The organism is Arthrobacter sp. P1_D12 (assembly GCF_056406175.1).
This window is the reverse complement of the sequence record NZ_JBFUAR010000009.1, coordinates 146792-170196: the sequence shown is the minus strand read 5'-3', so window position 1 is coordinate 170196 and position 23405 is coordinate 146792. Positions and strand designations below refer to the sequence as shown.

At 68.7% G+C, this 23405-nt stretch carries 21 protein-coding genes and 1 pseudogene; 4 read left to right on the top strand and 18 right to left on the bottom strand.

Going from position 1 to position 23405, the window contains the following annotated elements:
* Positions 1-40: 40 nt before the first annotated feature.
* Complete coding sequence (locus AC1DZV_RS08850) at positions 41-718, bottom strand: O-methyltransferase (RefSeq protein WP_028275270.1); 678 nt, start codon at positions 716-718, stop codon at positions 41-43.
* Positions 719-810: 92 nt separating this feature from the next.
* Positions 811-1176 carry a thiamine-binding protein gene (locus tag AC1DZV_RS08845; RefSeq protein WP_476950709.1) on the bottom strand — a complete coding sequence of 122 codons (366 nt, stop codon included), beginning with the start codon at positions 1174-1176 and terminating at the stop codon, positions 811-813.
* A gap of 177 nt (positions 1177-1353) precedes the next feature.
* Here AC1DZV_RS08845 and AC1DZV_RS08840 point away from each other — a divergent pair, with 177 nt between their 5' ends.
* A complete protein-coding gene (locus AC1DZV_RS08840; protein ID WP_028275272.1) occupies positions 1354-1986 on the top strand; it encodes a TetR/AcrR family transcriptional regulator in 633 nt (210 codons plus the stop codon).
* Positions 1987-2037: 51 nt separating this feature from the next.
* Here AC1DZV_RS08840 and AC1DZV_RS08835 read toward each other — a convergent pair whose 3' ends face one another.
* From AC1DZV_RS08835 to AC1DZV_RS08815, 5 genes and pseudogenes are all read right to left on the bottom strand, one after another.
* The gene (locus tag AC1DZV_RS08835) at positions 2038-2307 is read right to left on the bottom strand and encodes a hypothetical protein (RefSeq protein ID WP_476953483.1); all 270 of its coding nucleotides are present in this window, start codon (positions 2305-2307) and stop codon (positions 2038-2040) included.
* 108 nt (positions 2308-2415) lie between these two features.
* Positions 2416-2727, bottom strand: coding sequence for an AzlD domain-containing protein (locus tag AC1DZV_RS08830; RefSeq protein ID WP_476953482.1), 312 nt, complete (start codon positions 2725-2727; stop codon positions 2416-2418).
* Positions 2724-3536: an AzlC family ABC transporter permease gene (locus AC1DZV_RS08825; RefSeq protein ID WP_476953481.1), complete on the bottom strand. Its 813-nt coding sequence runs from the start codon at positions 3534-3536 to the stop codon at positions 2724-2726. The genes AC1DZV_RS08830 and AC1DZV_RS08825 overlap by 4 nt, the downstream gene beginning before the upstream one ends.
* A pseudogene (locus AC1DZV_RS08820) lies at positions 3497-3763 on the bottom strand (DoxX family protein); the annotation flags it as partial. The gene AC1DZV_RS08825 and the pseudogene AC1DZV_RS08820, both read right to left, overlap by 40 nt.
* 169 nt (positions 3764-3932) lie before the next feature.
* Positions 3933-4832 carry a glycerophosphodiester phosphodiesterase gene (locus AC1DZV_RS08815; protein WP_223914636.1) on the bottom strand — a complete coding sequence of 300 codons (900 nt, stop codon included), beginning with the start codon at positions 4830-4832 and terminating at the stop codon, positions 3933-3935.
* Between the two features lie 50 nt (positions 4833-4882).
* Between AC1DZV_RS08815 and AC1DZV_RS08810 the strand changes: the two genes are divergently transcribed.
* Complete coding sequence (locus AC1DZV_RS08810) at positions 4883-6220, top strand: DUF445 domain-containing protein (protein WP_374208314.1); 1338 nt, start codon at positions 4883-4885, stop codon at positions 6218-6220.
* Between the two features lie 13 nt (positions 6221-6233).
* Here the strand turns inward: AC1DZV_RS08810 and AC1DZV_RS08805 are convergent, their stop codons facing one another.
* The 7 genes from AC1DZV_RS08805 to AC1DZV_RS08775 all read right to left on the bottom strand — a co-directional run bounded on the left by AC1DZV_RS08805 (position 6234) and on the right by AC1DZV_RS08775 (position 16234).
* Entirely contained in the window at positions 6234-7457 is a 1224-nt protein-coding gene (locus tag AC1DZV_RS08805; RefSeq protein WP_476953480.1) for an MFS transporter, read from the bottom strand.
* 74 nt (positions 7458-7531) lie between these two features.
* Entirely contained in the window at positions 7532-8368 is an 837-nt protein-coding gene (gene narI / locus AC1DZV_RS08800; RefSeq protein WP_476950703.1) for a respiratory nitrate reductase subunit gamma, read from the bottom strand.
* 2 nt (positions 8369-8370) lie between these two features.
* Positions 8371-8991, bottom strand: a complete 621-nt coding sequence (gene narJ / locus AC1DZV_RS08795) for a nitrate reductase molybdenum cofactor assembly chaperone (RefSeq protein WP_243178363.1) — start codon at positions 8989-8991, stop codon at positions 8371-8373.
* Complete coding sequence (gene narH / locus AC1DZV_RS08790) at positions 8988-10730, bottom strand: nitrate reductase subunit beta (RefSeq protein ID WP_476953479.1); 1743 nt, start codon at positions 10728-10730, stop codon at positions 8988-8990. The genes narJ and narH overlap by 4 nt, the downstream gene beginning before the upstream one ends.
* On the bottom strand, positions 10730-14440 hold the full coding sequence (locus AC1DZV_RS08785; RefSeq protein ID WP_476953478.1) for a nitrate reductase subunit alpha: 3711 nt from the start codon (positions 14438-14440) through the stop codon (positions 10730-10732). Before AC1DZV_RS08785 ends, narH begins: the two co-directional genes overlap by 1 nt.
* Before the next feature lie 130 nt (positions 14441-14570).
* A complete protein-coding gene (locus tag AC1DZV_RS08780; protein ID WP_476950700.1) occupies positions 14571-15320 on the bottom strand; it encodes a LamB/YcsF family protein in 750 nt (249 codons plus the stop codon).
* Positions 15311-16234: a hypothetical protein gene (locus tag AC1DZV_RS08775; protein ID WP_028276584.1), complete on the bottom strand. Its 924-nt coding sequence runs from the start codon at positions 16232-16234 to the stop codon at positions 15311-15313. The genes AC1DZV_RS08780 and AC1DZV_RS08775 overlap by 10 nt, the downstream gene beginning before the upstream one ends.
* 127 nt (positions 16235-16361) lie before the next feature.
* Here AC1DZV_RS08775 and AC1DZV_RS08770 point away from each other — a divergent pair, with 127 nt between their 5' ends.
* A complete protein-coding gene (locus AC1DZV_RS08770) occupies positions 16362-17702 on the top strand; it encodes an MFS transporter (protein WP_476953477.1) in 1341 nt (446 codons plus the stop codon).
* Here the strand turns inward: AC1DZV_RS08770 and AC1DZV_RS08765 are convergent.
* From AC1DZV_RS08765 to AC1DZV_RS08750, 4 genes are all read right to left on the bottom strand, one after another.
* Positions 17699-20029, bottom strand: a complete 2331-nt coding sequence (locus AC1DZV_RS08765; protein ID WP_476950698.1) for a glycoside hydrolase family 65 protein — start codon at positions 20027-20029, stop codon at positions 17699-17701. The genes AC1DZV_RS08770 and AC1DZV_RS08765 overlap by 4 nt on opposite strands.
* A 62-nt stretch (positions 20030-20091) precedes the next feature.
* Positions 20092-20835 carry an HAD family hydrolase gene (locus AC1DZV_RS08760; protein WP_223914646.1) on the bottom strand — a complete coding sequence of 248 codons (744 nt, stop codon included), beginning with the start codon at positions 20833-20835 and terminating at the stop codon, positions 20092-20094.
* 117 nt (positions 20836-20952) lie between these two features.
* Positions 20953-21327 (bottom strand): substrate-binding domain-containing protein, encoded by a 375-nt coding sequence (locus AC1DZV_RS08755; RefSeq protein WP_476953476.1) that lies wholly within the window; start codon positions 21325-21327, stop codon positions 20953-20955.
* A gap of 375 nt (positions 21328-21702) precedes the next feature.
* Entirely contained in the window at positions 21703-22320 is a 618-nt protein-coding gene (locus AC1DZV_RS08750) for an alpha/beta hydrolase (protein WP_476945447.1), read from the bottom strand.
* Positions 22321-22581: 261 nt separating this feature from the next.
* Here AC1DZV_RS08750 and AC1DZV_RS08745 point away from each other — a divergent pair, with 261 nt between their 5' ends.
* Complete coding sequence (locus tag AC1DZV_RS08745) at positions 22582-22845, top strand: DUF6458 family protein (RefSeq protein ID WP_476953515.1); 264 nt, start codon at positions 22582-22584, stop codon at positions 22843-22845.
* Positions 22846-23405 lie beyond the last annotated feature (560 nt).

Below are 23405 nucleotides of genomic sequence, written 5' to 3'. Positions count from 1 at the left end.
TGCCACCGGCGCGTTCGCCCCGGCGGACAATCTCTTGCACCTAGCGGACGATCGCGAGGGCGAAGCCGTCCCAGCCTTTCGAACCCACGGTCTGGATCACGGTGCCGTCCAGCCGAGGGTCATCGCCCATCATCTGGAGGGTGCTGATGATTCCGGGGGCGTTGACCGGGTCCATCGACGCGTCCAGCACCGCACCCTCCCACACGACGTTGTCCACCACGATGGTGGTGCCGGGCCGGCCAAGCCGGATGGCCCAGTCCAGGTAGTGCGGGTTGTTTTCCTTGTCGGCATCGATGAACACGAAATCGAAGGGCGGCCCGGCCTCGCTTTCCAGCTCGGGCAGGGTGTCCAGCGCCGCGCCGACCCGGATGTCCACCTTGTGGCCCAGCCCGGCGTCGTCAACGTTGGTGCGCGCGACGCGGGCGTGCAGGGGGAGGTATTCGCAGGTGACCAGCCGGCCGTCGTCGGGCAGTCCCTGGGCCATCCAGATGGTGCTGAAGCCGGCCAGCGTGCCGATCTCCAGGACGCGGCGGGCACCGGAGAGCTGGACCAGCAGTTTCAGGAGTTTGCCGGCGTTGGGGGCGACTTCGATGGGCGGCATGCCTGCCTCAAGCGCGCTGGTGACGGCGCGCTTGAGTGAACGGTCCGGGCGGACCACCGCGTCGGAGAGGAAGTTCTCGACGGCGACCCAGCCGGGGGCGGATTGATGCTCGATCATGCCCCCAGTGTTCCAGCCGCCCGCGCCCGGCGGTACCCCTCCGGGCGCGCCGTTCCCGCCGGCGTTTCGGCGTCCGGTCCGGCTCAGTACGCCTAGTTTCCCGGCCGGGTTGGGATTTGCGGGCCGGTCCCGCCGGCGCCCTGCCCGTCGATGGCGTTTTCCAGCCGTTCCACCTTGCCGGTCAGCTCGCCGCTGTAGCCCGGCCGGATGTCCGCCTTGAGGACCAGCGAGACGCGCGAACCGTAGGCGCCCACCGCGTCCGTGGCCCGCTTGACGACGTCCATGACCTCGTCCCAGTCGCCCTCGATCTCGGTGAACATGGAACTCGTCCGGTTGGGCAGGCCCGACTCCCGGACGATCCGCACCGCGGCCGCGACGGCGTCGTGGACCGACGCGTCGCCGGGCGCTTGCGCGTTGGCTGGGTCACCGGAGGGTGCTACGGAGAATGCGACCAGCATGTGGTGGTTCCCTTCACTCAGTCAGGACACCGGGGGCGAAAACTTCCGGGCTGTCCGGCACCAGTCTTTCACGCGATTCCAGCCCGGCAGCGGCCGGGGGCACCTCCGCCACCGTCACATAAGTCACTACCCGCCGGTAACAGGTTCGCGCACCCTTCGCGTTGCTACCCTAGGCAAATGAACCGGGCAGTAGACCGCAGGCCGCTCCGCGCAGATGCCGCGCGCAACGTGGACAAAATCATCGCCGCGGCCCGCCAGTGCTTCCGCGAGCACGGCCCCGAGGTGCCGCTGCAGACCATTGCCGTCACCGCCGGCGTGGGTCCCGCCACCCTTTTCCGGAATTTCGCCGACAAGGAAGAGCTGGTGCTCGCTGCCCTGAACCAGCAGCTCCGGCTGCAGGTGGATCCGGCCATCGATGAGGCCCTGGCCGATCCTGACGCCGCCGCAGGGCTCTTTCGGGTCATCGATGCCACGATGCATGTCGCCAGCGAAGAAGCCAACCTGCTGGGAGCTGTCGCGGGCCGGCGCGGGCTGCTGACCGGGATCACGGGCGGTCTGATTGAATCCATCGCCGTGCTGCTGGGCCGGGGCCAGGGGCAGGGCACCCTGCGCAGCGATATTTCCATGACGGACATGATCCGCCTGCTGGCCATGCTGATCGGCGTCGTGGACACCATGGAGCCGGGCTCCGACGCGTGGCGCCGGCCCGTGGCGCTGGTTGAGGACGCCATCCGGACGGAGCGGCCGGACCGGGCGTTGCCGCCGCAGGCCCCGCTGACGGGCACCGCGTTCGACGCCGTTCTCGGCTAGCACCCATAAGCGCCGGTTCCTGCAGGTGCCCCGACAGCCCGGTGCCCGGCGCTAGTCTTCGGCCGGCTTTTCCTTGGCTTCGAGAAGGTGTTGCTGAAGCTTCTCTTCGGCTTCCCGACGGCGGCGGGACATTTCGCGCATTTCACGGGTGGACTCAGCCCCGCCGGAAACATACGGCTCGTGCTGCTTGGTGCGCTGATCCTTGCGCGGCTCCGCGGCCTGCTGCTCCGCGGCCTGCTGCTCTGCGGTCTGCTGCTCCGCGGCCTGCTCGTCGGCAGCCTCCCGGTCGGCAGCCGGCAGCTCGCCGTCGTGTTCAGTCATGTTCGAATGCTCCCATGCGATCCCGGCACCAAGTAGGGACTAAAGACCGTTCCGGCCGCACCCACAGCCGGTCCGCGGCCCAGCGCGGTCAGGCGTCCCACGAACGGGTCAGTCCCAGCCGAGCAGCCGGAGCCCGGCGGCCGCGGCCGCGCCGGCGATCACCACCACCAGGAACGGCGCGCGCAACCACAAGGCGATGGCCGCCGCCGCCAAGGCGCCAAGCCGGGCGTCCAAGACGAGCGACTGGCCGGTGGCCACAGCATTGACCACCGTCAGGGACGCCAGCAGCCCGATTGTCGTGGTCCCGGCAATCCTGGACGTCCGCGGGTTGCGGAGCAGGCTGGCCGGCACCAGGTAGCCGAGCAGCTTCCAGGCGTAGGCGAGCAGGCAGGAGAGCAGCAGCCACATCCAGAGGTTCATGCGTCGTCTCCGGTGCGTTCGCCGCGGGAATCGCGGGCAGGGTCGTGGTGGTGGTGGTGCACGTGGTCCTCCGCGTACGGATCGACGTCCGGTTCCAGGCCCTCGTCGCTGCGGCCGTGGCTGAACCAGCCGATCCCCGCCGCGACCACGGCGGCGACGAGGATCGGCACTCCCGGGGGCACGTACGGCACGGCCAGCACGGTGGCCAGCGCGCAGACCACCGCGATGGCCACAGGTTCCCTGCCTTTCAGCCGCGGCCAGAGCAGGCCTAGGAAGGCCGCCACGGCGGCGCCGTCCAGTCCCCACTGTTTGGGATCCCCGAGTGCCCCGCCGGCCAGTGCGCCGAGGGCGGTGAACAGGTTCCAGAGGACAAAGACGCCGATTCCGGCGGTCCAGAAGCCGCGTTTCTGCTCGTCGGGGTCCGTCTGCCCGGTGCTGGTGGCGGTGGACTCGTCGATGGTCAGCTGGGCCGCGGCAAACTTCCGCCACCCGCGCGGCTGCAGGAGGGCGTTGATCTGCATGCCGTAGATGCCGTTGCGCATGCCCAGCAGCGTCGCGGCACCCATCGCGGCGACGCCGGACCCGCCGCCGGCCACCACACCGATGAAGGCGAACTGCGAGCCGCCGCTGAACAGCAGCAGGCTCAGCGCCATGGTCTGCCAGAAATCCAGGCCTGAGGTTACGGACAGCGCGCCGAAGGAGACGCCGTAGAGGCCGGTGGCGATGCTGATCGACAAACCGATCCGCACCGCCGGTGACTGCAGGATCTTCACGAGCGCCGGTTCCGCCGTGTCAAAGTCCAGGCCCATGCGATGAGGGGCGCCTGGAGCGGGAGCCGCAGGGTGTGCACGCGTCGCCGGCGCGGCGAGCCCTCCGGCCCGTAGGCTTTGCGCAGGGCGTCCACGTGGCCGGCGAGGAAAGCGGCGAACAGCGCCGTGACACAGCCCGCGGCGGCCCTCCGGGTGGCCGGGACCAGGAGCCCGACGGCGGCGGCGGCTTCCAGCAGCCCGCTCACTGCCACCCATTCCTCACGGGCTGCTGAGCAGCAGCGCGCTCAGCAGTGCCGCGGACAGCGTCTGGAGGTCCGGGACGGGCCGGCGAAATGGCATGCAACAACTCAACCACAGCGGCCACGCCGGCCGTAATCCGCGGGGACGCAGGGGATGTGAAGATGTCGGCCCAGGTTCCGTGGAGCGGCCAGGCGGCTACCGTGGGGGCCGGCTGTCCGCCATGAGCTGGGAGAGGACCTGGGCCGGCCAGTTGGTGGTGATTTCCTGGATCCCGAGTTTCCGGCACCGTTCGACGTCGTCCTCGGTGTCGACCGTCCACACCCGGCACCGCAGCCCCGAGGCGAGCCAGCGCTGAACGGCCGGGGCGTGCGTGCGGACGTACCCGATGCCAGGGCCGGCAATGCCCGCCTCGGCCGCAGCCAGGATCCGTTCCCCCTCAGCCTGGGCGGCCTTCATCACGTTGGCCAGCGCCCCGCCGGTCAGGGCACCGAGGCCCAGTTCCTCCCGGATGTCCGCCACATTGACGTCGTCCACGAGCTGGCAGACAGCCGCGGCCGGTACGGACTCCAGGAGGTGTTTTACGGAGTCGGGGCTAAAGCTCATGAAGGAAACCGTGATGTTCTCCAGCATCGACGTCCGCGGATCCCAGCCCTGGGCCCTCAGGACCTCCAGCGCCCGGTCCTCGAGTCTGAGCTGGTACGGGCTCGGGTGTTTGAACTCGATCGCCAGCCCGATCCCGCGGCCGGCCGCGCGCAGGATGTCGAGCAGGTCCGGCAGGGTCAGGAACTGCCCGGACTTGGCGCCGTAGGCCTCCGGGATCCGGGCTCCCTTCCAGGAGGAGAAGTCCAGTTCCTGGAGTTCCTGCAGGGTCCGGTCGGCCACCTGGCCGGTGCCGTCCGAGGTGCGGTCCAGGGTGGCATCGTGCAGGAGCACCACGTGCTGGTCCCGGGTCAGGTGGACATCGCATTCCACGCCGTCGGCGCCGTCGGCGATGGCCTGCAGGTACGCGGCCCGGGTGTGCTCGGCGAAGGTTCCGCTGGCGCCGCGGTGGGCATAGACCAAAGGCCGGGCAGCGGCAGGCTCATCAGTGGTCATGGTGCCACGTTAGCGGAACGTCCGTTTCGGTGGCGGGCTAGGCTGGGCTCATGCAGGTCAATACTGAGTCAACTTCCCTGACCGGCGCCGCGGGACGTCCGGGCGGCGCCCGACCGGGCGGTCCCCCCGGACAGCGTTCCGCTGCCTCCAGCGACGTCGAGAAGGCCGCGGCGCTGCGCCGGATGAAGCTCCTGGCCCTCTCGCTGCTGGTCGTCATGGCGGTGATCTTCATCGTCGCGTTCGCCCTGCAGAAGCAGTATCCGGGGTTCGAATACGTCCGCGCCGCGGCCGAGGGCGGCATGGTCGGTGCCCTCGCGGACTGGTTCGCCGTCACGGCCCTGTTCAAGTACCCCATGGGCATCAAGATCCCGCACACCGCGATCATCCCGCGCCGCAAGGACCAGATCGGCGCCTCGCTGGGCGAATTCGTGGAAACCAATTTCCTCTCCGAACAGGTGGTCCAGGAGAAGCTGGCGTCCGCAGACATTGCGCGCAAGGCCGGCGCCTGGCTGTCCAGCCCCGGCGGCCCGGACCGGGTCGCCAAGGAGGGTGCCGCCGTCATCCGCGGCGCGTTCAAGGTCCTCAACGACGACGACGTCCAGGCCGTGATCGAGTCCATGGTCCGCAAGCACCTGCTCACCCCGCCGTGGGGGCCGCCGGTGGGCCGCCTCGCCGAGCGGATTTTCGACGACGGGCACCACCATGCGCTGGTGGACCTAATGGTGGACCGCACCGTGGACTGGGTGCGGGACAACCAGGAGACGGTCAACAGGCTGGTCACCGACCGGTCCCCGACGTGGGTGCCCTCGTTCGTGGACGGGCTGGTGGGCGACAAAGTGTACGTGGAGATCCTCAAGTTCACCCGCGCCGTGCAGTCCGACCCGCAGCACCAGGTCCGCCTCTCGATCGACAAGTACCTCAAGGAACTCGCGCAGGACCTGCAGCATGATCCCGTCATGATCGCCCGCGCCGAGGGCATCAAGGCCCAGGTGCTCGGCGACCCGGAGGTCCGCGAGCTCGCCTCCCGCACCTGGGACACCATCAAGACGGCCCTGCTCACCGCCGTCGATGACCCGCACAGTGAACTGACCGTCAAGTTCAAGGCGGCCGTGCATGACTTCGGCACCCGGCTGCTGGTCGATCCCGAGCTCGCCGGCAAGGTGAACGCCTGGATCGGCGACGCGGCCGGCTACCTCGTGAAGACCTACCGCTCGGACATCGCGGGGGTCATCACGGACACCGTGGCCCGCTGGGATGCCGAAGAGACGTCGCAGAAGATCGAGCTGCAGGTCGGCAGGGACCTGCAGTTCATCCGGATCAACGGCACGGTGGTGGGCGCCCTGGCCGGGCTGGCCATCTTTACGCTGGCCACCCTGCTGTTCGGCTAGTCCCTGGGCTGCGCTAGGCGGCCGCGACCTTGGCCTTGGTCCTGCCGTGCATGGCGAAGATGGTGAAGACCAGCGCCGCGAGCGCTGTGGCGACGAGCAGCAGCAGCCCGATCGCGTAGCTGTGCGCCACGGCGTCATAGGTGGCGCCCATGATCAGCGGCGGGAAGTAGCCGCCCAGGCCGCCGGCCGCGCTGACCACCCCGCTGATGCTGCCGACCTTGCCCTCCGGCGCGAGCACGCCCACCCAGGCGAATACCCCGCCCGTGCCCAGGCCCAGCGCCGCCGCCATGGCGACGAACGTCAGGCCGGCGGGGACATCACCGTCGGGTTGCAGGTTCACCACCCAGGCGAGGACGGCGACGCCGGCGAGGGCGGCGATCACCACGGGCTTGGGACCGATCTTGTCGGCGAGTACGCCGCCCACCGGCCGCGCCAGCACGGCGGCGAGCGCAAACCCCGCGGTGCGGGCGCCGGCCGCGCTGGGATCGAAGCTGTAGACATCCCGGAGGTACGTGGGCAGATACGTGGCGAAGGAAACGAAGCCACCGAAGAGGACTGCGTAGAGGAAGCACAGCTTCCACGTGACCGGGGTCTTCGCCGCGTCGATCAGCTTGGGCATCACGGGCGCGTTGCTGCGGGTCCAGCCCGGCGCCTCCTTCATTCGGAACCAGATGATGGCGGCCATGACCGCCAGAATCGCGGCGATCAGCAGGTGGGTGGGAACGTAGCCGATGGCGGCGACAAGCCGGGGGTTCAGGAAAGCGGCCAGGGCCGTTCCGCCCATGCCCGCGCCGAAGACGCCGGTGGCGAAACCCCGCCGGGCGGGCTCGTACCAAGCGCTGACGAAGGGGATCCCGACGGCGAAGACGGTTCCGGCGACCCCCAGCAGCACCCCGGCAGCCAGCACCAGGGCGAAGGAGTCGAGGCTGCCGCCGACGGCCACCAGCAGGATCGGGACGATGGAGGCCAGCAGGACAAAAGTGAACATGGCGCGGCCGCCGTACTTGTCCGTCAAGGCGCCGACGACGATCCGCCCCAGCGAGCCGACGAAGACGGGCATGGCCACGAGCACGCCGGTGGTGGCCGGATTGAGGTGCAGATGCTGGGTGTAGAACGCGCTCAGCGTGGCGATGGAGTTCCAGGCCCAGAAGCACACCACGGAGGTCGAGGTGGCGAGCGTCAGATTGAGCGCCCGGCCCGCAGGGGCGGCGACGGGCGGGGACACTGCTCCGGCCACGGCGGTCTCCTTCCTGGTTCAACAGCGGTTCAGCAACGCAGCTTCAGCAACGCAGCTTCAGCGATGGCGCCGGGTCACCGGTTCCTGGTGTCCCGGTCCCGGGTTCCGACGGCGGACCAGCCCCGCCGCGCGCCGGCCGTGGAGCTCCGGGCGCCAGCTGTGCCTTTGGCCCCGGCCCCGCCGGTGTCCCGGTCCCGGGAGCGGTAAACGATGTAGGGGCGGAAGAGGTAGTGGAACGGGGCCGTGAAGGCATGGACCAGGCGCGTGAACGGCCAGATCACGAACAGCGCCATGCCTACCAGGGTGTGCAGGTGGAACGAGAACGGCGCCGCGGCCATCGCCGCGATGTCTGGCTGGAAGATGAACAGCGAACGGAACCACGGGGCCACGGTCTCGCGGTAATTGTGCCCGTGCTCGCCCTCGAAAACACTCGCCAAGGTGGTCCACAGCCCGAACACAATGGCCGCGGTGAGCACCACATACATGGTCTTGTCATTGCCGGTCGTGGCCATGAAGACCGGCCCGGTGGTCCGGCGGCGGTAGATCAGCAGGAGGATCCCGCCCAGCGTTCCCACCCCGGCGATCCCGCCGACCAGCAGGGCGTTGAAGTGGTAGAACTCCTGGCTCATCCCGGCCGCCTGGGTCCACGCCATCGGAATGACCAGGCCGAAGAAGTGACCGGCGATCACGGCGAGCAGGCCAAAGTGGAACAACGGGGACGCAATCCTCAGCAGCCTGGACTCATAGAGCTGGGAAGACCTCGTGGTCCAGCCGAACTGGTCGTACTTGTAACGCCAGAGAAGTCCGCCGACCAAGACCACCACCATGACGTAAGGGAGAACGCCCCACACCACGATGTCCAGTGCGGAGAGTCCGACGGCGGATCCGGGTTCCGCTTCGAATGCCAGCATGCTCAGGCCCCCTTCACGGGCAGCAGGCGCGGATCGTACGGGTCCAGGCCCACGGCCTCGGTGGGCGGGCCGTAGCCGGCCATCCGCATGACGGCCTGCTCGTCCGCCGGGGATTTCCCGGGCAGCGTGGCGCAGACGGCCTGCAGGATCCGGGCGTGCGGCAGCTGGTCCCGGAGCAGCCCGAAGCGGAGCATCTCCAGGCTCGCCCGGAAGCGCGTCAGCAGCTCGCGGCCGGCCGCCAGGTCCACCAGCGCGGCGTATTCGAGGACCATCGGGAGGTAGTCGGGCAGTTCGCCGTGGGTGTCCACGAGGATGTCGCTTTGCCGGTAGGTCTTCTTGAAATTGCCCAGAACCTCGCCGCGGCGCCGGGTGTCCCCGTCAGTCCAGTAGGACAGGTGCAGGGCGTGGCGCTTTCCGAGGTCGAACTCGCGCACGTACTGGGACTGGAGCTGGATCGGCGGCGTGGACTCCAGCTGGTCCAGGACCGCCACGAAGTCCGCCGTGGCGCCGGGGAACTCTGCCAGCGCGGCCCGCATCAGCGGGACCCGGCCGGTCAGTTCCTCGTCAGGGTAGGACAGGCACCAGGCCGCAGCGAGGTAGAGGACCTGCTGGCGGCGGGTCATGGCTGCTCCCCCGCCGGAGGGGATTCCGCGGGGCCCGCCGGTTTCGACGGCGGCGGTTCCGCCGGAGGCGGTTTTTCCGGAAGCAACGCCTTTTCCGGAAAAAGCCCGGAGGGTGCTCCGGTGCCGTCCCAGTTCAGCAGGTTCACCCTGCCGCGCAGGGTGGTTTCGCCGGGCGCGGAGCCGGAGGTCTGCCGGTCCCGGAGGGCGTTGAAGGTTTCCACCGCCACGGGGACGGGCCGGCCGCTGGCTTCGCCGAATCGGGCGGTATCCTGCATGCCGGGGCCGCCCTCGAAGTCGAGCGAACAGCCCATTTCCTCGAGGTCGTGGGCCTGTTCCACGTGGGCCTTCGGGATGACGTAGCGCTCCTCGTATTTCGCGATCGCCATCAGCCGGTACATCTCGTACATGCTCTGGCTGTCCATCCCCACGGCCTCCGGGATGGCGTCGTCCGGGTCATCGCCGAGGCTGATGCCGCGCATGAAGGAGCGCATGGCTGCGAGCTTCTTCAGCACCGCGGTGACCCGGTCCGCGTCGCCGGCGGTGAAGAGTTCAGCGAGGTATTCCACCGGGATGCGCAGCGCGTCGATGGCGCCGAAAAGGTTGCCGGTGTCCTCGCCGTCGTGGCCCTGGTCGCGCAGCAGGTCCACCACGGGTGAGAGCGGCGGCACGTACCAGACCATCGGCATGGTCCGGTATTCCGGGTGCAGCGGCAGCGCCACCTTGTAGACCTTGGCCAGGGCGTAGACCGGAGAGCGCCCGGCGGCGTCGATCCAGTCTTCGGGGATGCCCTGGGCCCGGGCCTCGGCCTGGACGGCGGGGTCGTTCGGGTCCAGCAGCACGTCCATCTGGGCGTCGTAGAGTTCCCGGGGGTCCGTGACGGCGGCCGCCGCGGTGACGGCGTCGGCGTCGTACAGGAACAGCCCCAGGTACCGCAGCCGGCCCACGCAGGTCTCGGAGCAGACTGTCGGGAGCCCCACCTCCACCCGCGGGTAGCAGAAGGTGCACTTCTCGGCTTTGCCGGTCTTGTGGTTGAAGTAGATCTTCTTGTAGGGGCAGCCGGTGACGCACTGGCGCCAGCCGCGGCATTTGTCCTGGTCCACCAGCACAATCCCGTCCTCCACCCGCTTGTAGATCGCGCCGGAGGGGCAGGAAGCCATGCAGGACGGGTTCAGGCAGTGCTCGCAGATCCGCGGCAGGTAGAACATGAAGGTTTGTTCGTACGCGAACTTGATCTTGTCCTCGGATTCCCGCCGGACCTTCTCCACGATCGGGTCCAGATGGCCGTTCTCGGCGGAGCCGCCGAGGTCATCGTCCCAGTTCGCGGACCAGGTGATCTTGGTGTCCTCCCCGGTGATCAGGGACTTGGGCCGGGCCACCGGGAAGTCGTCGCCCAGGGGCGCGTCAACGAGGGTCTTGTAGTCGTAGGTCCATGGCTCGTAGTAGTCCTTGAGCTGGGGCTGGACCGGGCTGGCGAAGATCCCGAAGAGCTTCTTGACCCGGCCGCCGGCCTTGAGCACCAGTTTCCCGCGCTTGTTCAGCGCCCAGCCGCCGTGCCACTTCTCCTGGTCCTCGTAGCGGCGCGGATAGCCCTGCCCTGGGCGGGTTTCGACGTTGTTGAACCACACGTATTCGGTGCCGGCACGGTTGGTCCAGGCCTGCTTGCAGGTCACGGAACAGGTGTGGCAGCCGATGCATTTGTCCAGGTTCATGACCATGCCCATTTGGGCCATGACACGCATCAGTACTGCACCTCCTGGGAACGACGCCGGACGGTGGCCACCATGTCGCGCTGGTTTCCGGTGGGGCCAAGGTAGTTGAACGCGTAGGCGAGCTGGGCGTAGCCGCCGATCAGGTGCGAGGGCTTGACCAGCAGCCGGGTCACGGAGTTGTGGATGCCGCCGCGGCGGCCGGTGGCCTCGGACTTGGGCACGTCAATGGTGCGTTCCTGCGCGTGGTGGACGTAGACCACGCCGGCCGGCATCCGGTGGCTGACGATCGCCCGGGCCACCAGGACGCCGTTGATGTTCAGGCACTCCACCCAGTCGTTGTCCTTGACCTCGATGGCCGCCGCGTCGGCGGGGCTCATCCAGACGGTCGGGCCGCCTCGGGAGAGCGAGAGCATCAGCAGGTTGTCCTGGTATTCGGAGTGGATGGACCACTTGGAGTGCGGGGTCAGGTAGCGGACCACCACCTCCAGTTTCCCGTCCTGGCCGAGTTTGGGTTCGCCGAAGAGCCGGTGCATGTCCAGCGGCGGCCGGTAGATCGGCAGGGACTCGCCGATGTCCCGGATCCAGTCGTGGTCCAGGAAGAAGTGCATCCGGCCGGTCAGCGTGTGGAAGGGCTTGAGCCGCTCGACGTTGATGGTGAAGGGCGCATAGCGCCTGCCGCCGGTCTCGGAGCCGGACCATTCCGGCGAGGTGATCACCGGAACAGGGCCGGCCTGGGTCTGGGCGAAAGAGATGAATTTTTCTTCGGAGCCTTCGGCCAGGTCCGCCAGTTTCCTCCCGGTGCGGATTTCCAGGTCCTTGAAGCCCTGCACGGCCAGCGCCCCGTTGGTGGTGCCGGAGAACGCCAGGATGGCCTCGGCCATCTTCGCGTCCGTGTCGATCGCGGGGCGGCCGTCCGCTGCCCCGCCAAGCATCACCCCGTTGGAACGGCTGAGCCGGTCCAACGGGCCGGCAAGTTTGTACGTGACGTTCTTGACCGTGAAGCCCAGTTTGTCCGCCAGCGGCCCGACGGCGGCGAGCTTGTCCGCGATGGCGGTGTAGTCCCGCTCGACGACGGAAAAAATGGGCATGTTCTGACCCGGAACCGCGGGGATGGACATGTCCCGCCAGTCCCGCACAATCCCGCCGGGCTGGGCCAGCTGGCCGGGCGTGTCGTGCTGCAGCGGCACGCTCACCAGGTCCCGGCGGACGCCGAGGTGGGTTTTGGCCTGCCGGGAGAACTCCTGGGCCAGCAGGTGGAAGGTGTCGAAGTCCGTCTTGGTCTCCCACGGCGGGTCAATCGCGGGGGTGAAGGCGTGCACGAACGGGTGCATGTCGGTGGAGGACAGGTCGTGCTTTTCGTACCAGGTGGCGGCCGGGAACACGACGTCGGACAGCAGGGTGGTGGAGGTCATCCGGAAGTCAGCGGAAACCAGCAGGTCCAGCTTCCCTTCGGGCGCCTGCTCATGCCATTTCACATCCTTGGGCTTGAGCCCCTCGGCATGGTCCTGGCCCAGGACATTGTTGTGGGTTCCCAGCAGGTTCCGCAGGAAGTACTCGTTGCCCTTGGCCGAGGAGCCGAACAGGTTGGAGCGCCACAGCACGAGGGTCCGCGGCCAGTTTTCCGGGGCGTCCACGTCCTCGATCGCCGGGTTCAGGGTGCGGCTCTTCAGGGCATCGGCGATGTAGCCGGCGGCGTCCGTCGCGGTGCCGGCGGCGACGGCCGCCCCGGCCTCGTCCGCGAGGTCCAGCGGGTTCCGGTCGAACTGCGGGTAAAACGGCATCCAGCCCAGCCGCGCGGACTGGGCCAGGGCGTCCGCGGTGTGCATGCCGTCCAGGGCCCCGGTGGAGAGCGGGGACTTCAGCGCATCCGCGCAGTAGCCGTCCTGCCGCCACTGGTCCGTGTGCATGTACCAGTAGCCGGTGCCGATCATGGTCCGCGGCGGCCGGGACCAGTCCAGCGCGTTGGCCAGCGACAGCCAGCCGGTGACCGGCCGGGTCTTTTCCTGGCCGACGTAGTGCGCCCAGCCGCCGCCGTTACGGCCCATGCAGCCGGTCAGCATCACCAGGGCCAGCACCGCCCGGTAGGTGGTGTCGCCGTGGAACCACTGGCAGATCCCGGCACCCATGATGATCATGGACCGGCCCTTGGACTGTTCGGCGTTGCGGGCGAATTCGCGGGCCACCCGGATGCAGGCCTGCGCCGGGACGGAGGTGATCTCCTCCTGCCAGGCCGGCGTGTAGGGTGTCGCTGCGTCGTGGTAGCCGGCGGCCCAGTCCCCCGGGAGCCCGTCGCGGCCGACCCCGTACTGGGCCAGCATGAGGTCGAAGACGGTGGTGACCAGCTGGCCTTCCACCTCCAGGACGGGCACGCCGCGGCGGAGCACGCTGCCGTCCCCGCCGGCGTCCTCGAAGCACGGCAGCAGGATCTCGGCGCTTTCCGTTGACACTTCCCGGAGGGACAGCGCCGGTTCGATCGCTCCGAGGTCCAGGTTCCACTTGCCCTCGCCGCTCTCTGAGTAGCGGAAGCCCATGGAGCCGTTGGGGACCGCCGGCAGCCCGGTCTTCTTGTCGAACAGGACCGTGCGGAACGCGGCGTCCTCCGCCCCGGCAGCGGCGGGAAGGTCTTTGGCGGTGAGGAACTTGGCCGGTGTCAGGGAGCCGTCATCGCGCCGTTCGAGACGGACCAGGAACGGCAGGTCGGTGTACTGGCGGACGTAGTCGGCGAAGAACGGCACCTCACGGTCGACGAAGAATTCCTTGAGCATGACGTGCCCCATCGCCATGGCCAGCGCGGCGTCGGTTCCGGCCTGCGCGGGGAGCCATTCGTCGGCGAACTTCGTGTTGTCCGCGTAGTCCGGGCTGACCGTGACCACCTTGGTGCCGCGGTACCGCACCTCGGCCATCCAGTGCGCGTCCGGGGTGCGGGTGACGGGGACGTTGGATCCCCACATCATCAGATAACGGGCGTCCCACCAGTCCCCCGATTCCGGGACGTCGGTCTGGTCCCCGAACACCTGTGGGCTGGCCACGGGGAGGTCTGCGTACCAGTCGTAGAAGGACGTCATCACCCCGCCGATCAGCTGGATGAAGCGGGTCCCCACGGCGTGCGAGACCATGGACATCGCTGGGATGGGCGAGAACCCGGCGCAGCGGTCCGGGCCGTAGGCCTTGATGGTGTTCACGTGCGCGGCGGCGGCGATTTCGATCGCCTCCTGCCAGGAGACCCGCACCAGGCCGCCCTTGCCGCGGGCCTGCTGGTAGCGGCGGCGCCGCTCGGGGTCGCCCACGACGTCGGCAAAGGCCAGCACCGGGTCACCCAGCCGGGCCTTGGCCTCGCGGTACATCTCGACGAGGACGCCCCGCGCATACGGAAAACGCACCCGGGTGGGTGAATAGGTGTACCAGGAGAAGGCCGCGCCGCGCGGGCAGCCCCGCGGCTCGTATTCCGGGCTGTCCGGCCCCACGGAGGGGTAGTCGGTCTGCTGGGATTCCCAGGTGATGATGCCGTCCTTGACGTACACCTTCCAGGAGCAGGAGCCGGTGCAGTTCACCCCGTGCGTGGACCGGACCACCTTGTCGTGGCTCCAGCGGTCCCGGTAGAAGATGTCGCCCTTGCGGCCACCCTCGCGGAACACCGCCCTGCCGTCGTCGGTCTGGTCCCATTTCGTAAAGAATCGGCCCAGCTTCAACATTGCATCCGAGGCGGGCCCGTCCAGCCCCGCCGCGTCTCCGGCAGTCATTCCTTCAAGCTAGGGTGCCCCTTCTGGCCGGAACAGGGCCTTAGGACACCGTGGCATCCCCGGGTCCAATCGGCCCGGGAGCTGCCCGGCCGGCCCCGCAGTTCAGGGCCAGCGGGTCAGGGCCAGCGGTTCAGGCGAAGCTTTCCAGCTCGACGCCGGCAGCCTCCAGCGCCGCACGGATCGCGGTCGCCGCGGCAACGGAGCCGGGGGTGTCGCCCTGGAGGCACAGCGACTGCGGCTCGATCCGGAGCACGGTGCCGTCGACGGCCTCGATTTCGCCCTTTGTGGCGAGCCTGACCGCCCGCTCGGCAACCTGTCCGGCGTCGAGCATCACCGCCCCCACCTCGGTGCGCGGCACGAGGGTGCCGTCGGGGAAGTAGGCACGGTCGGCGAAGGCCTCGGAGAAGACGGGGTGCCCGGCTTCCTTGGCGATTTCCAGCAGGGCTGAGCCGGGGAAGCCGAGGACGGGCAGTCCGGGATCGTAGGCCTGGATAGCGGCGATCACGGCGGAGGCCTGCTCGCCGTCGTGCACGGTGCGGTCGTAGAGCGCCCCGTGCAGCTTGACGTAGTCCACCGAGGCGCCCACGGCATGGGCGACGCCGTCGAGCGCCCCGAGCTGGTAGAGGACCGCGCCGAAGAGATCGTCAAAGGTCATATCCAGCGAGCGCAGGCCAAAGCCGGCCAGGTCCGGGTAGCCGATGTGGGCACCGACGTTGACGTCGAGCTCGTACGCCGCCCGGCAGGTGTCCAGCATGGTCACGGGGTCCCCGGCGTGCATCCCGCAGGCCACGCTGGCGCTCGTGACCAGCGGAAACATCGCGGCGTCGGCGCCCTTGGTCCAGGTCCCGAAGGACTCCCCCAGGTCAGTGTTCAGATCCAAAACGTGCCGCCGTCCTTCGTTGAAGTCTTCGGAGCGCCGCTGCCCCGGGTGCCGCCGTCCGGGCGGCCGCTGTCCTGGGTGCCGCCGCCCGACGCGCCGCCGTCCGGCTGCGCGTCCAGGGAAGTTTCGTAGAGCGCGGCCGGGCCGGTGGTTTCCGCAAGGGCCTGCAGTTCTCCCGGAATCGTGTCCGGGATGGGCCCGAAGGCTTCCTTGGCGTTCGCGACGACCGCATGGCCCATCACCCGGTTGCCCACGCCGCCTACGACGGCGCCGATACCGAAGGGCAGGGCACGGCCCAGCCAGGCTGTGCCCTGGGTCTTGAGCAGGGAGCGCAGGAACATCGTCTGCATCTTGGCCCGCACTGTACCGAAGCCGGCGAGAGGGACGCGGCGGGTGAAGGCCGCGGTCCACGCCTGGGTGGGCCCCTTGCCCCGGCCCGCCGCCTGTCCGCTCAGCGAGCTCAGCAGCTGGGTGCCTTCCTCGCCCAGCATGACCGCCATGACCAGGGTGCTGGCTCTGTCCGGGTCCACCATCCGGATGCCGTGCAGTTCAGCAAGAGCCGTGGAATACAGTGCGGTGGCTTCGAGGAACCCGACTGCTGCGGCGGCCGAGAGACCCAGTGCGGCCGCAGTTCCGACGCCCGGAATCACGGCGGCCCCGCCGACCAGCGCACCGCCGCCGGTGACGGCCAGCAGGTAGTCGCGCTCCAGGATGGCGGCGAGCTGCGCCGCGGTGGCGTGCGGATGCCTGCGCTGAAGCCTGCGGATATTGGCCAGCACCAGCGGCCGCTGGACTTCAACCGCCCGCAGGAGCACCTTGTGCAGGCCGGGCCGGGGCTGGCCTGCGGCGTCGAACATCGCGCTGTGGGCTGTTTCCTGGGCAATCTTCATTGCCGGGTTGCTGCGCTTGGCCATGATCGCCTCTCGTCGGAACCATAAAACTAAGTGCACTTAACACTACACACGGGCAGGCAGGCGGGGTCGCCGCTGCGCCCCGGAGGGGTCTCAGCCCGGCCGCGCGGCTGGCTACTAGACTGGGCCCATGCCCGCCCTGCGAGCCCTCCGCCCCTTCGCGCACCGGGAGTACCGCGTGCTGATCACGGCGCTGGCCATCTCCATCTTCGGTTCCGGGATGTGGGCCGTCGCGATGGTCTACGAGGTGATCCACCTGGGCGGCGGACCGCTGGAGCTTTCGGTCGTGGCTGCGGCGGGCAGCGTCGGGCTGGTGACGTTTCTGCTGGCCGGCGGCATCGCCGCGGACCGTTTGCCCCAGCGGCTCCTGATCATCGCGGTCGAGGGCGCCAACCTCGCCGTCGTTGCCGCTGTCAGCGGGCTGGCCCTGGCCGGCTTGCTCGAGCTGTGGCATCTCGCGCTGGGGGCCTTCGTGCTCGGCGTCGGGGCTGCGTTCTTCTTCCCCGCCTACTCCGCCATCCTGCCGCGGATCCTGCCGCCCGAGGACCTGCTGGCGGCCAACGGCCTGGAAGGCACCATGCGGCCGCTGTTGCAGCAGGCCGCCGGACCGGCCGTTGCGGGCATCCTGGTGGCGGCCCTGTCCCCCGCCTACGCCGTCACCGGAGTGGCGGCCTGCCATCTGGTGGCCTTCTGCATCCTGAACCTCCTCCACCGCCAGCCCGCGGCAGGGGTCCCGGTCAGCGGAGAGGCTACCGAATCTGGCCAGTCGCGGGCCAAGGCGTCCCTGCGCCACGATCTCCGCGAGGGCGTCAGCTACACCGTCCGGACGCTCTGGCTGCTGTGGACCCTGCTCTGGGCCTGCATTTCGGTGCTGTTCCTGATCGGCCCCATCGAGGTCCTGATCCCCTTCGTGGTCCGGGACCAGCTCGGCGGGGACGCGCGCATGTTCGGTTTCCTGCTCGCCATCATGGGCGTGGGCGGTGCCGCAGCCTCGCTGGCCACGGCTTCTTTTCCCCTCCCGCGCCGCTACCTCACCGTGATGATGGTGTCCTGGGGAGCGGGAAGCCTGCCGATCGCCGCCGTCGGAATCATGGACAGTTTCTGGGCCGTGGCCGCCGCCCTCTTCATCTTCGGCGCCACCGGCGGCGTGGGCATGGTGATCTGGGGAACATTGCTCCAGCGCCGGGTGCCGCCGCATCTGCTGGGCCGCATCTCGAGCCTGGACTTCTTTGTATCCCTGGCCCTCATGCCGGTCTCCATGGCACTCGCCGGGCCGGCCGCCGAGGTGCTGCCGGTGTGGCTGATCTTCCTCGTCGCCGGGACCGTGTGCCCGGCGATGGCCGTCGTCGCGATGGCCGTGGCGCGGATGCCGGCCGATGAACTGGCCCACCCCCTTGCCGGCGGTGAGGAGCCCGCCGACGCCCCGACCCCTGCCGAATCCTCCGGACCAGGGCAGCCCGGCCCGGTTTAGACTGCGGCGCGCACCACCGGGATCGACGACGTCGGAAGGCCGCTGGGGAAGATGGTCGGTTCCGGGGCGGTGACGGGCGCCAGCGGGACCCGGACCGGGCCGCCGTCGACCGTGAGCAGTTCCCCGCGCACGTCGACCTCCAGCGGCGCGCCGTCGCGGACGGTCAGGCTGATCGAATCCTGCTCGAGCCCGACGTGCAGGAGCCTGCCCTGGATCTTCAGGTGGAACTCGAGGCCGTCCCATTCGGCAGGCAACCGGGGATCGAAGTACGGCACCGCGCCCTGGTCCCGCAGCCCGGCGAAGCCGCTCACCAGCGAGCTCCACACCCCGCCGGTGGAGGCGATGTGGACGCCGTCGATCGTGTTGCCGTGGGTGTCGTCGAGGTCGATGAACAGGGCGTGGGTGAAGTGGTCCAGCGCGGCCTTGCCATAGCCGACCTCGGCCGCCATGATGCCCTGGACGCAGGCGGACAGCGTGGAGTCGCCCGTGGTGATGGGGTCGTAGAAATCGAAGGCGCGCCGCTTTTCCTCGGCGGTGAAGTCCTGCCACTGCAGGAACATGGCCAGCACGGTGTCGGCCTGCTTAAGGACCTGGTGCCGGTAGATCACCAACGGGTGGAAGTGCAGCAGGAGCGGGTACTTGGACCGGGGCGTGGTCCAGTCCCACGGTTCCAGCGTCATGAAGTCGTTGTCCTGGGAATGGACCTGGAGGTCCTCGTCGTAGGGCAGCTGCATGCGGTTGGCTGCCTGCTCCCAGAGCTGGCGTTCGGCGTCGTCGATCTCCGGGTGGTCCAGCGCCGCCGCGGCGCGCAGGTTGAAGCGCGCCATGACGTTCGTGTACAGGTTGTCGTTGACGACGGCGGTGTACTCGTCGGGGCCCGTGACGCCGTGGATGTGGAACAGTCCGTCCTTGCCGAAGAAGCCGAGTGAGACCCACATCCGTGCAGTCTCGATCAGCAGATCGGAGCCTAGGGTGGCCTGGAACTCGGCGTCCCCGCTGGCCCAGATGTACCGGTTGGTCGCGAAGGCGATCGCGGCGGCGATGTGGAACTGTGCTGTGCCGGCCGCGTAGTAGGCGCTGGCCTCGAGTCCGTTGATGGTGCGCCAGGGGAAGAGCGCGCCGTCGACGCTGAGTTCCTTGGCGCGGATCTTCGCCTCGGGCAGGAGGTCGTGGCGGAATTCCAGGACCTGGCGGGCGTTGCCCGGGTTCGTGTAGGTCAGGTAGGGCAGCAGGTACACCTCCTGGTCCCAGAAGTAGTGGCCGTCGTAGCCGGAGCCGGACACGCCCTTGGCCGGGATGCCGGCCACATCGGCGCAGGCCGTGGCCTGCGCGAGCTGGAAGAGGTTCCAGCGCACCCCCTGCTGGAGCTCGGTCTGGCCCGCCAGGACGATGTCGCCCGTGCTCCAGTAGGCGCGGTAGTGGTCCTCGCTCTCGGCGAAGATCTCGCTGACCGGCTTGAGGCTGGCTTCGGCACTGTCGGCGAGGTCCTCGGCGGCCTGGCCCACGGCGTAGCTGACGCTCTTCTCCAACAGGAACGGTGCGTCCGCGCTGACGGCGAGCACGTAGCGCACGCTGCTGTCGTCCTGGTCCACCTGGGTGTCGAACGGCTGCACGCCGGCCGAGGTCCAGTGATCCACGGCCATCCCGAGCCGCTGCTTGGATTCCGAGGCTTCCCAGGACAGGCGCAGGGAGCCGTCCCCGCCGTCGAGCCGAAGGGGCAGCAGCACGCGGCCGGCGTGCCGGCCGGCGCGGCGCGGATCATGGGCGGAGTGGTCCTCCACCGGCTGGTCCTGGCGGTTGATGACCGAGGACGTGACGTCCGCGGAGATATCCCGGTCGGCCGCCACTTCGAGGCTGATGCCCAGCGCCCCGCGGGTTGCGTAACCGACGGCGCGCCGTTCCGTGGTGGTCACGGTCGCACCGGAACGGCACTGCCAGGTGATCCGGCACTCGTAGATACCCGTGGCGAAATCCACCGACCGGCGGTAGTCCAGCACGGTGGACTCCTCCAGGCTCAGCGGCTCGCCGTCGATGATGACGGTGAAGTTGTTGGCGTCCGGGACGTAGAGGATCCGCTGGCCGGTGCGGGCGAAGCCGTACGCGTTTTCCGCGTGCTTGATGTCCCAGGTCTCGTGGAAGCCGTTGATGAAGCTTCCCGGAAGTTCGGCGTCCGCGGCACCCCAGTGCGCGCCGCGGATGCCCAGGTGCCCGTTGCCGAGGCTGAACAGGGTCTCCAGGGTGCCGGCATTGCCGGGGAGGTGAACGGTCTCGACCAGCTGCCAGGGATCGTTGGGGAACCGGGCGCGGTCCGAGGTGATGAGAGCCATGGTTTGGGGGGTTCCTTCGGCGGGAGTGGCAGTGGGTTGGGCGGTGGGGTGAGCGGGCCGGGCTAGAGCAGTTCGGCGAGGTCGTTGACCACGACCGTGGCCCCGGCGTCGAGCAGGGTCTGCCGGCCGGCGCCGCGGTCGACGCCGATCACCGAGCGGAAGTCTCCCGCGCTGCCGGCCTGGACGCCGGAGACGGCATCCTCCACCACGACGCACTCCTGGCTCGGCAGGCCCAAGAGCCGCGCGGCGTATTCGTAGGTGGCCGGGCTGGGCTTGCCGGGCAGTCCCTCGGCGACGGCGACGACGCCGTCGACCACCACCGGGAAGTAGTCGGACAGGCCGGCAGCCTTCAGCACGGCAGGGGCATTGCGGGAAGAGGAGACGACGGCGAGCTTGAGCCCGCGGGCCAGCGCGGCCTCAACCAGCCGGACGGAGCCCTCGTACGGCTGGACTCCACCGGCCTCGACGATGTCGTTGAAGACCTTATTCTTGCGGTTGCCGAGTCCGTGGACCGTGTCATGCGCGGGCTCGTCGTTCACCGGGCCCTCGGGCAGCACAATCCCGCGGGAGGCCAGGAAGTCCCGGACCCCGTCAAACCGCGGCTTGCCGTCGATGTGGTCGAAATAGTCGCTCTCACGGTACGGCTCAGCACCGGGGACCGAGGCCAGGAAGCCGTCAAAGAGCTGCTTCCAGGCGTGCTCGTGCACCACGGCGGTGGGGGTCAGGACGCCGTCGAGGTCAAAAAGGATGGCGGTTGCACCGGAGAGCGCACCGGCGAGGCCGGAGGTGTCGGGAACTACAGTCATGAGTCGAGGTCCTTTCAGACGACGGGCAGGCAAGACGGTTTGGTCAAAGCGATGGTCTAAGGCAGGCAGTTCAGGGCTGCTCGTTTGGGGCCGTTCCGGCGTCGGACGCCGTGCGGATCAGCGTCGGCGTGTGCCGGTGCGCTCTACGAATGTGGTGTCCGGCAGATGGTTCGACGGCGGACTGGCAGGCGGCGGATTGGCAAGTCCTGAGCGATGAAGTCTTTCAATCAGCAGGTTGGCCGCGAACGCGCCCTGGTCGGCCAGTGGCTGGGCAATTGTGGTCAGGCCCAGGAACCAACTCATCTGATGATCGTCTATTCCTATGATGGACACGTTTTCCGGCGCTGACAAACCGGGCTCCCGAATGGCCATGAGCACACAGCAGGCTGTCCCGTCGCAACGAGCGAGGATCGCGGACGGCATCCCTGGGTTTTCCACAGGCTCCACCATGGCCAGCCGGCCGCCTTCGATGCCGGAGCCGGCGTCGAGCACGAGGTCCGGAGGAGACGGTGCAGATGGAGAGTCCGGGGAGCGCGGGGACGTCCTGGATGCTCACGCGCGGGGTGTTGGCCTGCGGCACGGGCTCAGCCCTTTCTTCCCCCCGAAGTAGTGGGCCCGGTGTTCATGGCCGAGGTCGATTGTAAGCGCTTACATATTTGGCATGCAAGTGGATGATCCGGAGTTTGGCAGCGGATTGGGAGCGGGTTGGCAGGCCCGCTTGGCCGGGGGTTGGCAGGGCCCGGCGGGCGTCCTGGTCAGCGCCCGGTCGGCGCCTTGGTAGCGCCTTGGTCACGCAGGATGTAGCGCCCGGTCAGCGCCTTGGTAGCGCCTTGGTCACGCAGGATGTAGCGCCCGGTCAGCGCCCGGTCAGCGCAGGACGTAGTGCCGCAGGAACGCGCTGACGTCCACGAGTTCGGGCTTCGAAATCGTGTGGCCCATGCCCGGATAAGTCCTGGCCGTGAGCTGGGTATTCCGGTTCAGCCACGCCTCGGTGTGCTCGGTAGCCGCGTCGTTGATGACGACGTCGCCCTTGTCCCGGCCCCAAAAGAACGGCGGCCGGGCGGTGAACGATTCGCTCATCGCCAGCAGTTCGTTGTCCAGGACAAAACCCGAGAGCCCCACAGCTGCGCGGAATTGTTCCGGCCGGAGCCGCAGGAGCGTGCTGGCCATCGCCATCCCCTGCGAAAATCCGAACAGGCTGACGCTGCTGTGCCGGGCTTTGACCGACTCAATCCAGGCGAAGACCGCGTTCGTGGAGGCGATGACGTCGGCAAAGTCGTGGGTGAGGAAATAGTCCAGCAGGAACCAGCCGTAGTGGTCTCCAATGTCCTTGGGTCCACGCAGGGCGGCGCAGCTGAACTCGGGCGGCAGGGAAGCGAACAGCTTGGACATGCGGAATTCGTCCGTACCGTAGCCGTGCAGCATCACCAGCAGCGGGGTGCCACCGCGTTCGTGTTCGGGTTTCGACCAGATCACCGTCTCCATTGGCTCAGCCTATCCAGCACCGCCACGCGTCCCGCCCCGCACGGGCCGCGCTCCGCGGTTTCCGCGGCGTAAGCGGACCTCCGCCCCCCCCGGATCCGTGGCGCATCCGTCCGGAAAAGGCGCGGCTGGCCGAAACCGGCGCGGAAATTTCCCCGCGGGGCGGAGGGCGCTTCATTGAAACAGCCGGGGCGGGGTTGTAGCGTGACGCTGGACAGCATGCTTACCATCATCAGCCCGCCCCCGGGCATCAAGGAGCACGTTATGAGAATCGGTTCCGCAATCTTCCTCATCGCCATCGGCGCCATCCTCGCCTGGGCCGTCGCCCCGGGGCTGATCCCCAATGTGAACCAGGCCATGATCGGCTACATCCTGATGGCGGTCGGCGTGCTTGGACTCATCGCTTCTCTCGTCCTCGCCGGCCCAGGACGGGGCCGCACGCGCCGGGTCAGCGAAAGCCGCACGGTAGTGGACCCCAACACCGGCGAGACCATCACCCGCAATGAGAGCCGCGACGCAGGCATCTGAGATTTCCCCGCACCCACTAAGCGGCGCGGAATCCAACGACCCGGAAGCCGGGCCGGACCTCGAGGTCGGGCCCGGCTTCCGCCATCCGGGCCCACTCCCCGGCCCGACCACTGGACATGTCCCCCGGCGCCCGCCCCGCAACCACCCCAACCGCAGCACATGCCCAACCCCCGCGGCAGCCCATGGACATATCCCCCAAATGCCCACTCCGCGGCCCGAACACTGGACATGCCCCCAGATGCCCGGCCCGCAACCACACCAAGCGCAGCACATGCCCAACCCCCGCGGCAGCCCATGGACATATCCCCCAAGTGCCCACTCCGCGGCCCGAACACTGGACATGTCCCCGGCGGGACCGGCCCGGCCACTGGGCATGTCCCGCGGCGAAAGCCCACCCTTCTGCGTTCATGTGGTTTTTCATTGACAAACCAACAAGAACAAAGATAAAGTCAAATAATTCCACTTCATGTGACGGGAGTCACCGAAGCGGCCGGGGCGCATTTCCAGCCCAACGCACGGCCAGAACAGAAAACAAGTCAGACGCAGTACGCAATGGAGGG

Excerpts from the sequence above, each read along its gene's own strand:
- AC1DZV_RS08850 (WP_028275270.1), bottom strand. The coding sequence starts at position 718 with ATGATCGAGCATCAATCCGCCCCCGGCTGGGTCGCCGTCGAGAACTTC.
- AC1DZV_RS08845 (WP_476950709.1), bottom strand. The coding sequence starts at position 1,176 with ATGCTGGTCGCATTCTCCGTAGCACCCTCCGGTGACCCAGCCAACGCG.
- AC1DZV_RS08840 (WP_028275272.1), top strand. The coding sequence starts at position 1,354 with ATGAACCGGGCAGTAGACCGCAGGCCGCTCCGCGCAGATGCCGCGCGC.
- AC1DZV_RS08835 (WP_476953483.1), bottom strand. The coding sequence starts at position 2,307 with ATGACTGAACACGACGGCGAGCTGCCGGCTGCCGACCGGGAGGCTGCC.
- AC1DZV_RS08830 (WP_476953482.1), bottom strand. The coding sequence starts at position 2,727 with ATGAACCTCTGGATGTGGCTGCTGCTCTCCTGCCTGCTCGCCTACGCC.
- AC1DZV_RS08825 (WP_476953481.1), bottom strand. The coding sequence starts at position 3,536 with ATGGGCCTGGACTTTGACACGGCGGAACCGGCGCTCGTGAAGATCCTG.
- AC1DZV_RS08815 (WP_223914636.1), bottom strand. The coding sequence starts at position 4,832 with ATGACCACTGATGAGCCTGCCGCTGCCCGGCCTTTGGTCTATGCCCAC.
- AC1DZV_RS08810 (WP_374208314.1), top strand. The coding sequence starts at position 4,883 with ATGCAGGTCAATACTGAGTCAACTTCCCTGACCGGCGCCGCGGGACGT.
- narI (WP_476950703.1), bottom strand. The coding sequence starts at position 8,368 with ATGCTGGCATTCGAAGCGGAACCCGGATCCGCCGTCGGACTCTCCGCA.
- narJ (WP_243178363.1), bottom strand. The coding sequence starts at position 8,991 with ATGACCCGCCGCCAGCAGGTCCTCTACCTCGCTGCGGCCTGGTGCCTG.
- narH (WP_476953479.1), bottom strand. The coding sequence starts at position 10,730 with ATGCGTGTCATGGCCCAAATGGGCATGGTCATGAACCTGGACAAATGC.
- AC1DZV_RS08785 (WP_476953478.1), bottom strand. The coding sequence starts at position 14,440 with ATGACTGCCGGAGACGCGGCGGGGCTGGACGGGCCCGCCTCGGATGCA.
- AC1DZV_RS08775 (WP_028276584.1), bottom strand. The coding sequence starts at position 16,234 with ATGGCCAAGCGCAGCAACCCGGCAATGAAGATTGCCCAGGAAACAGCC.
- AC1DZV_RS08770 (WP_476953477.1), top strand. The coding sequence starts at position 16,362 with ATGCCCGCCCTGCGAGCCCTCCGCCCCTTCGCGCACCGGGAGTACCGC.
- AC1DZV_RS08765 (WP_476950698.1), bottom strand. The coding sequence starts at position 20,029 with ATGGCTCTCATCACCTCGGACCGCGCCCGGTTCCCCAACGATCCCTGG.
- AC1DZV_RS08760 (WP_223914646.1), bottom strand. The coding sequence starts at position 20,835 with ATGACTGTAGTTCCCGACACCTCCGGCCTCGCCGGTGCGCTCTCCGGT.
- AC1DZV_RS08750 (WP_476945447.1), bottom strand. The coding sequence starts at position 22,320 with ATGGAGACGGTGATCTGGTCGAAACCCGAACACGAACGCGGTGGCACC.
- AC1DZV_RS08745 (WP_476953515.1), top strand. The coding sequence starts at position 22,582 with ATGAGAATCGGTTCCGCAATCTTCCTCATCGCCATCGGCGCCATCCTC.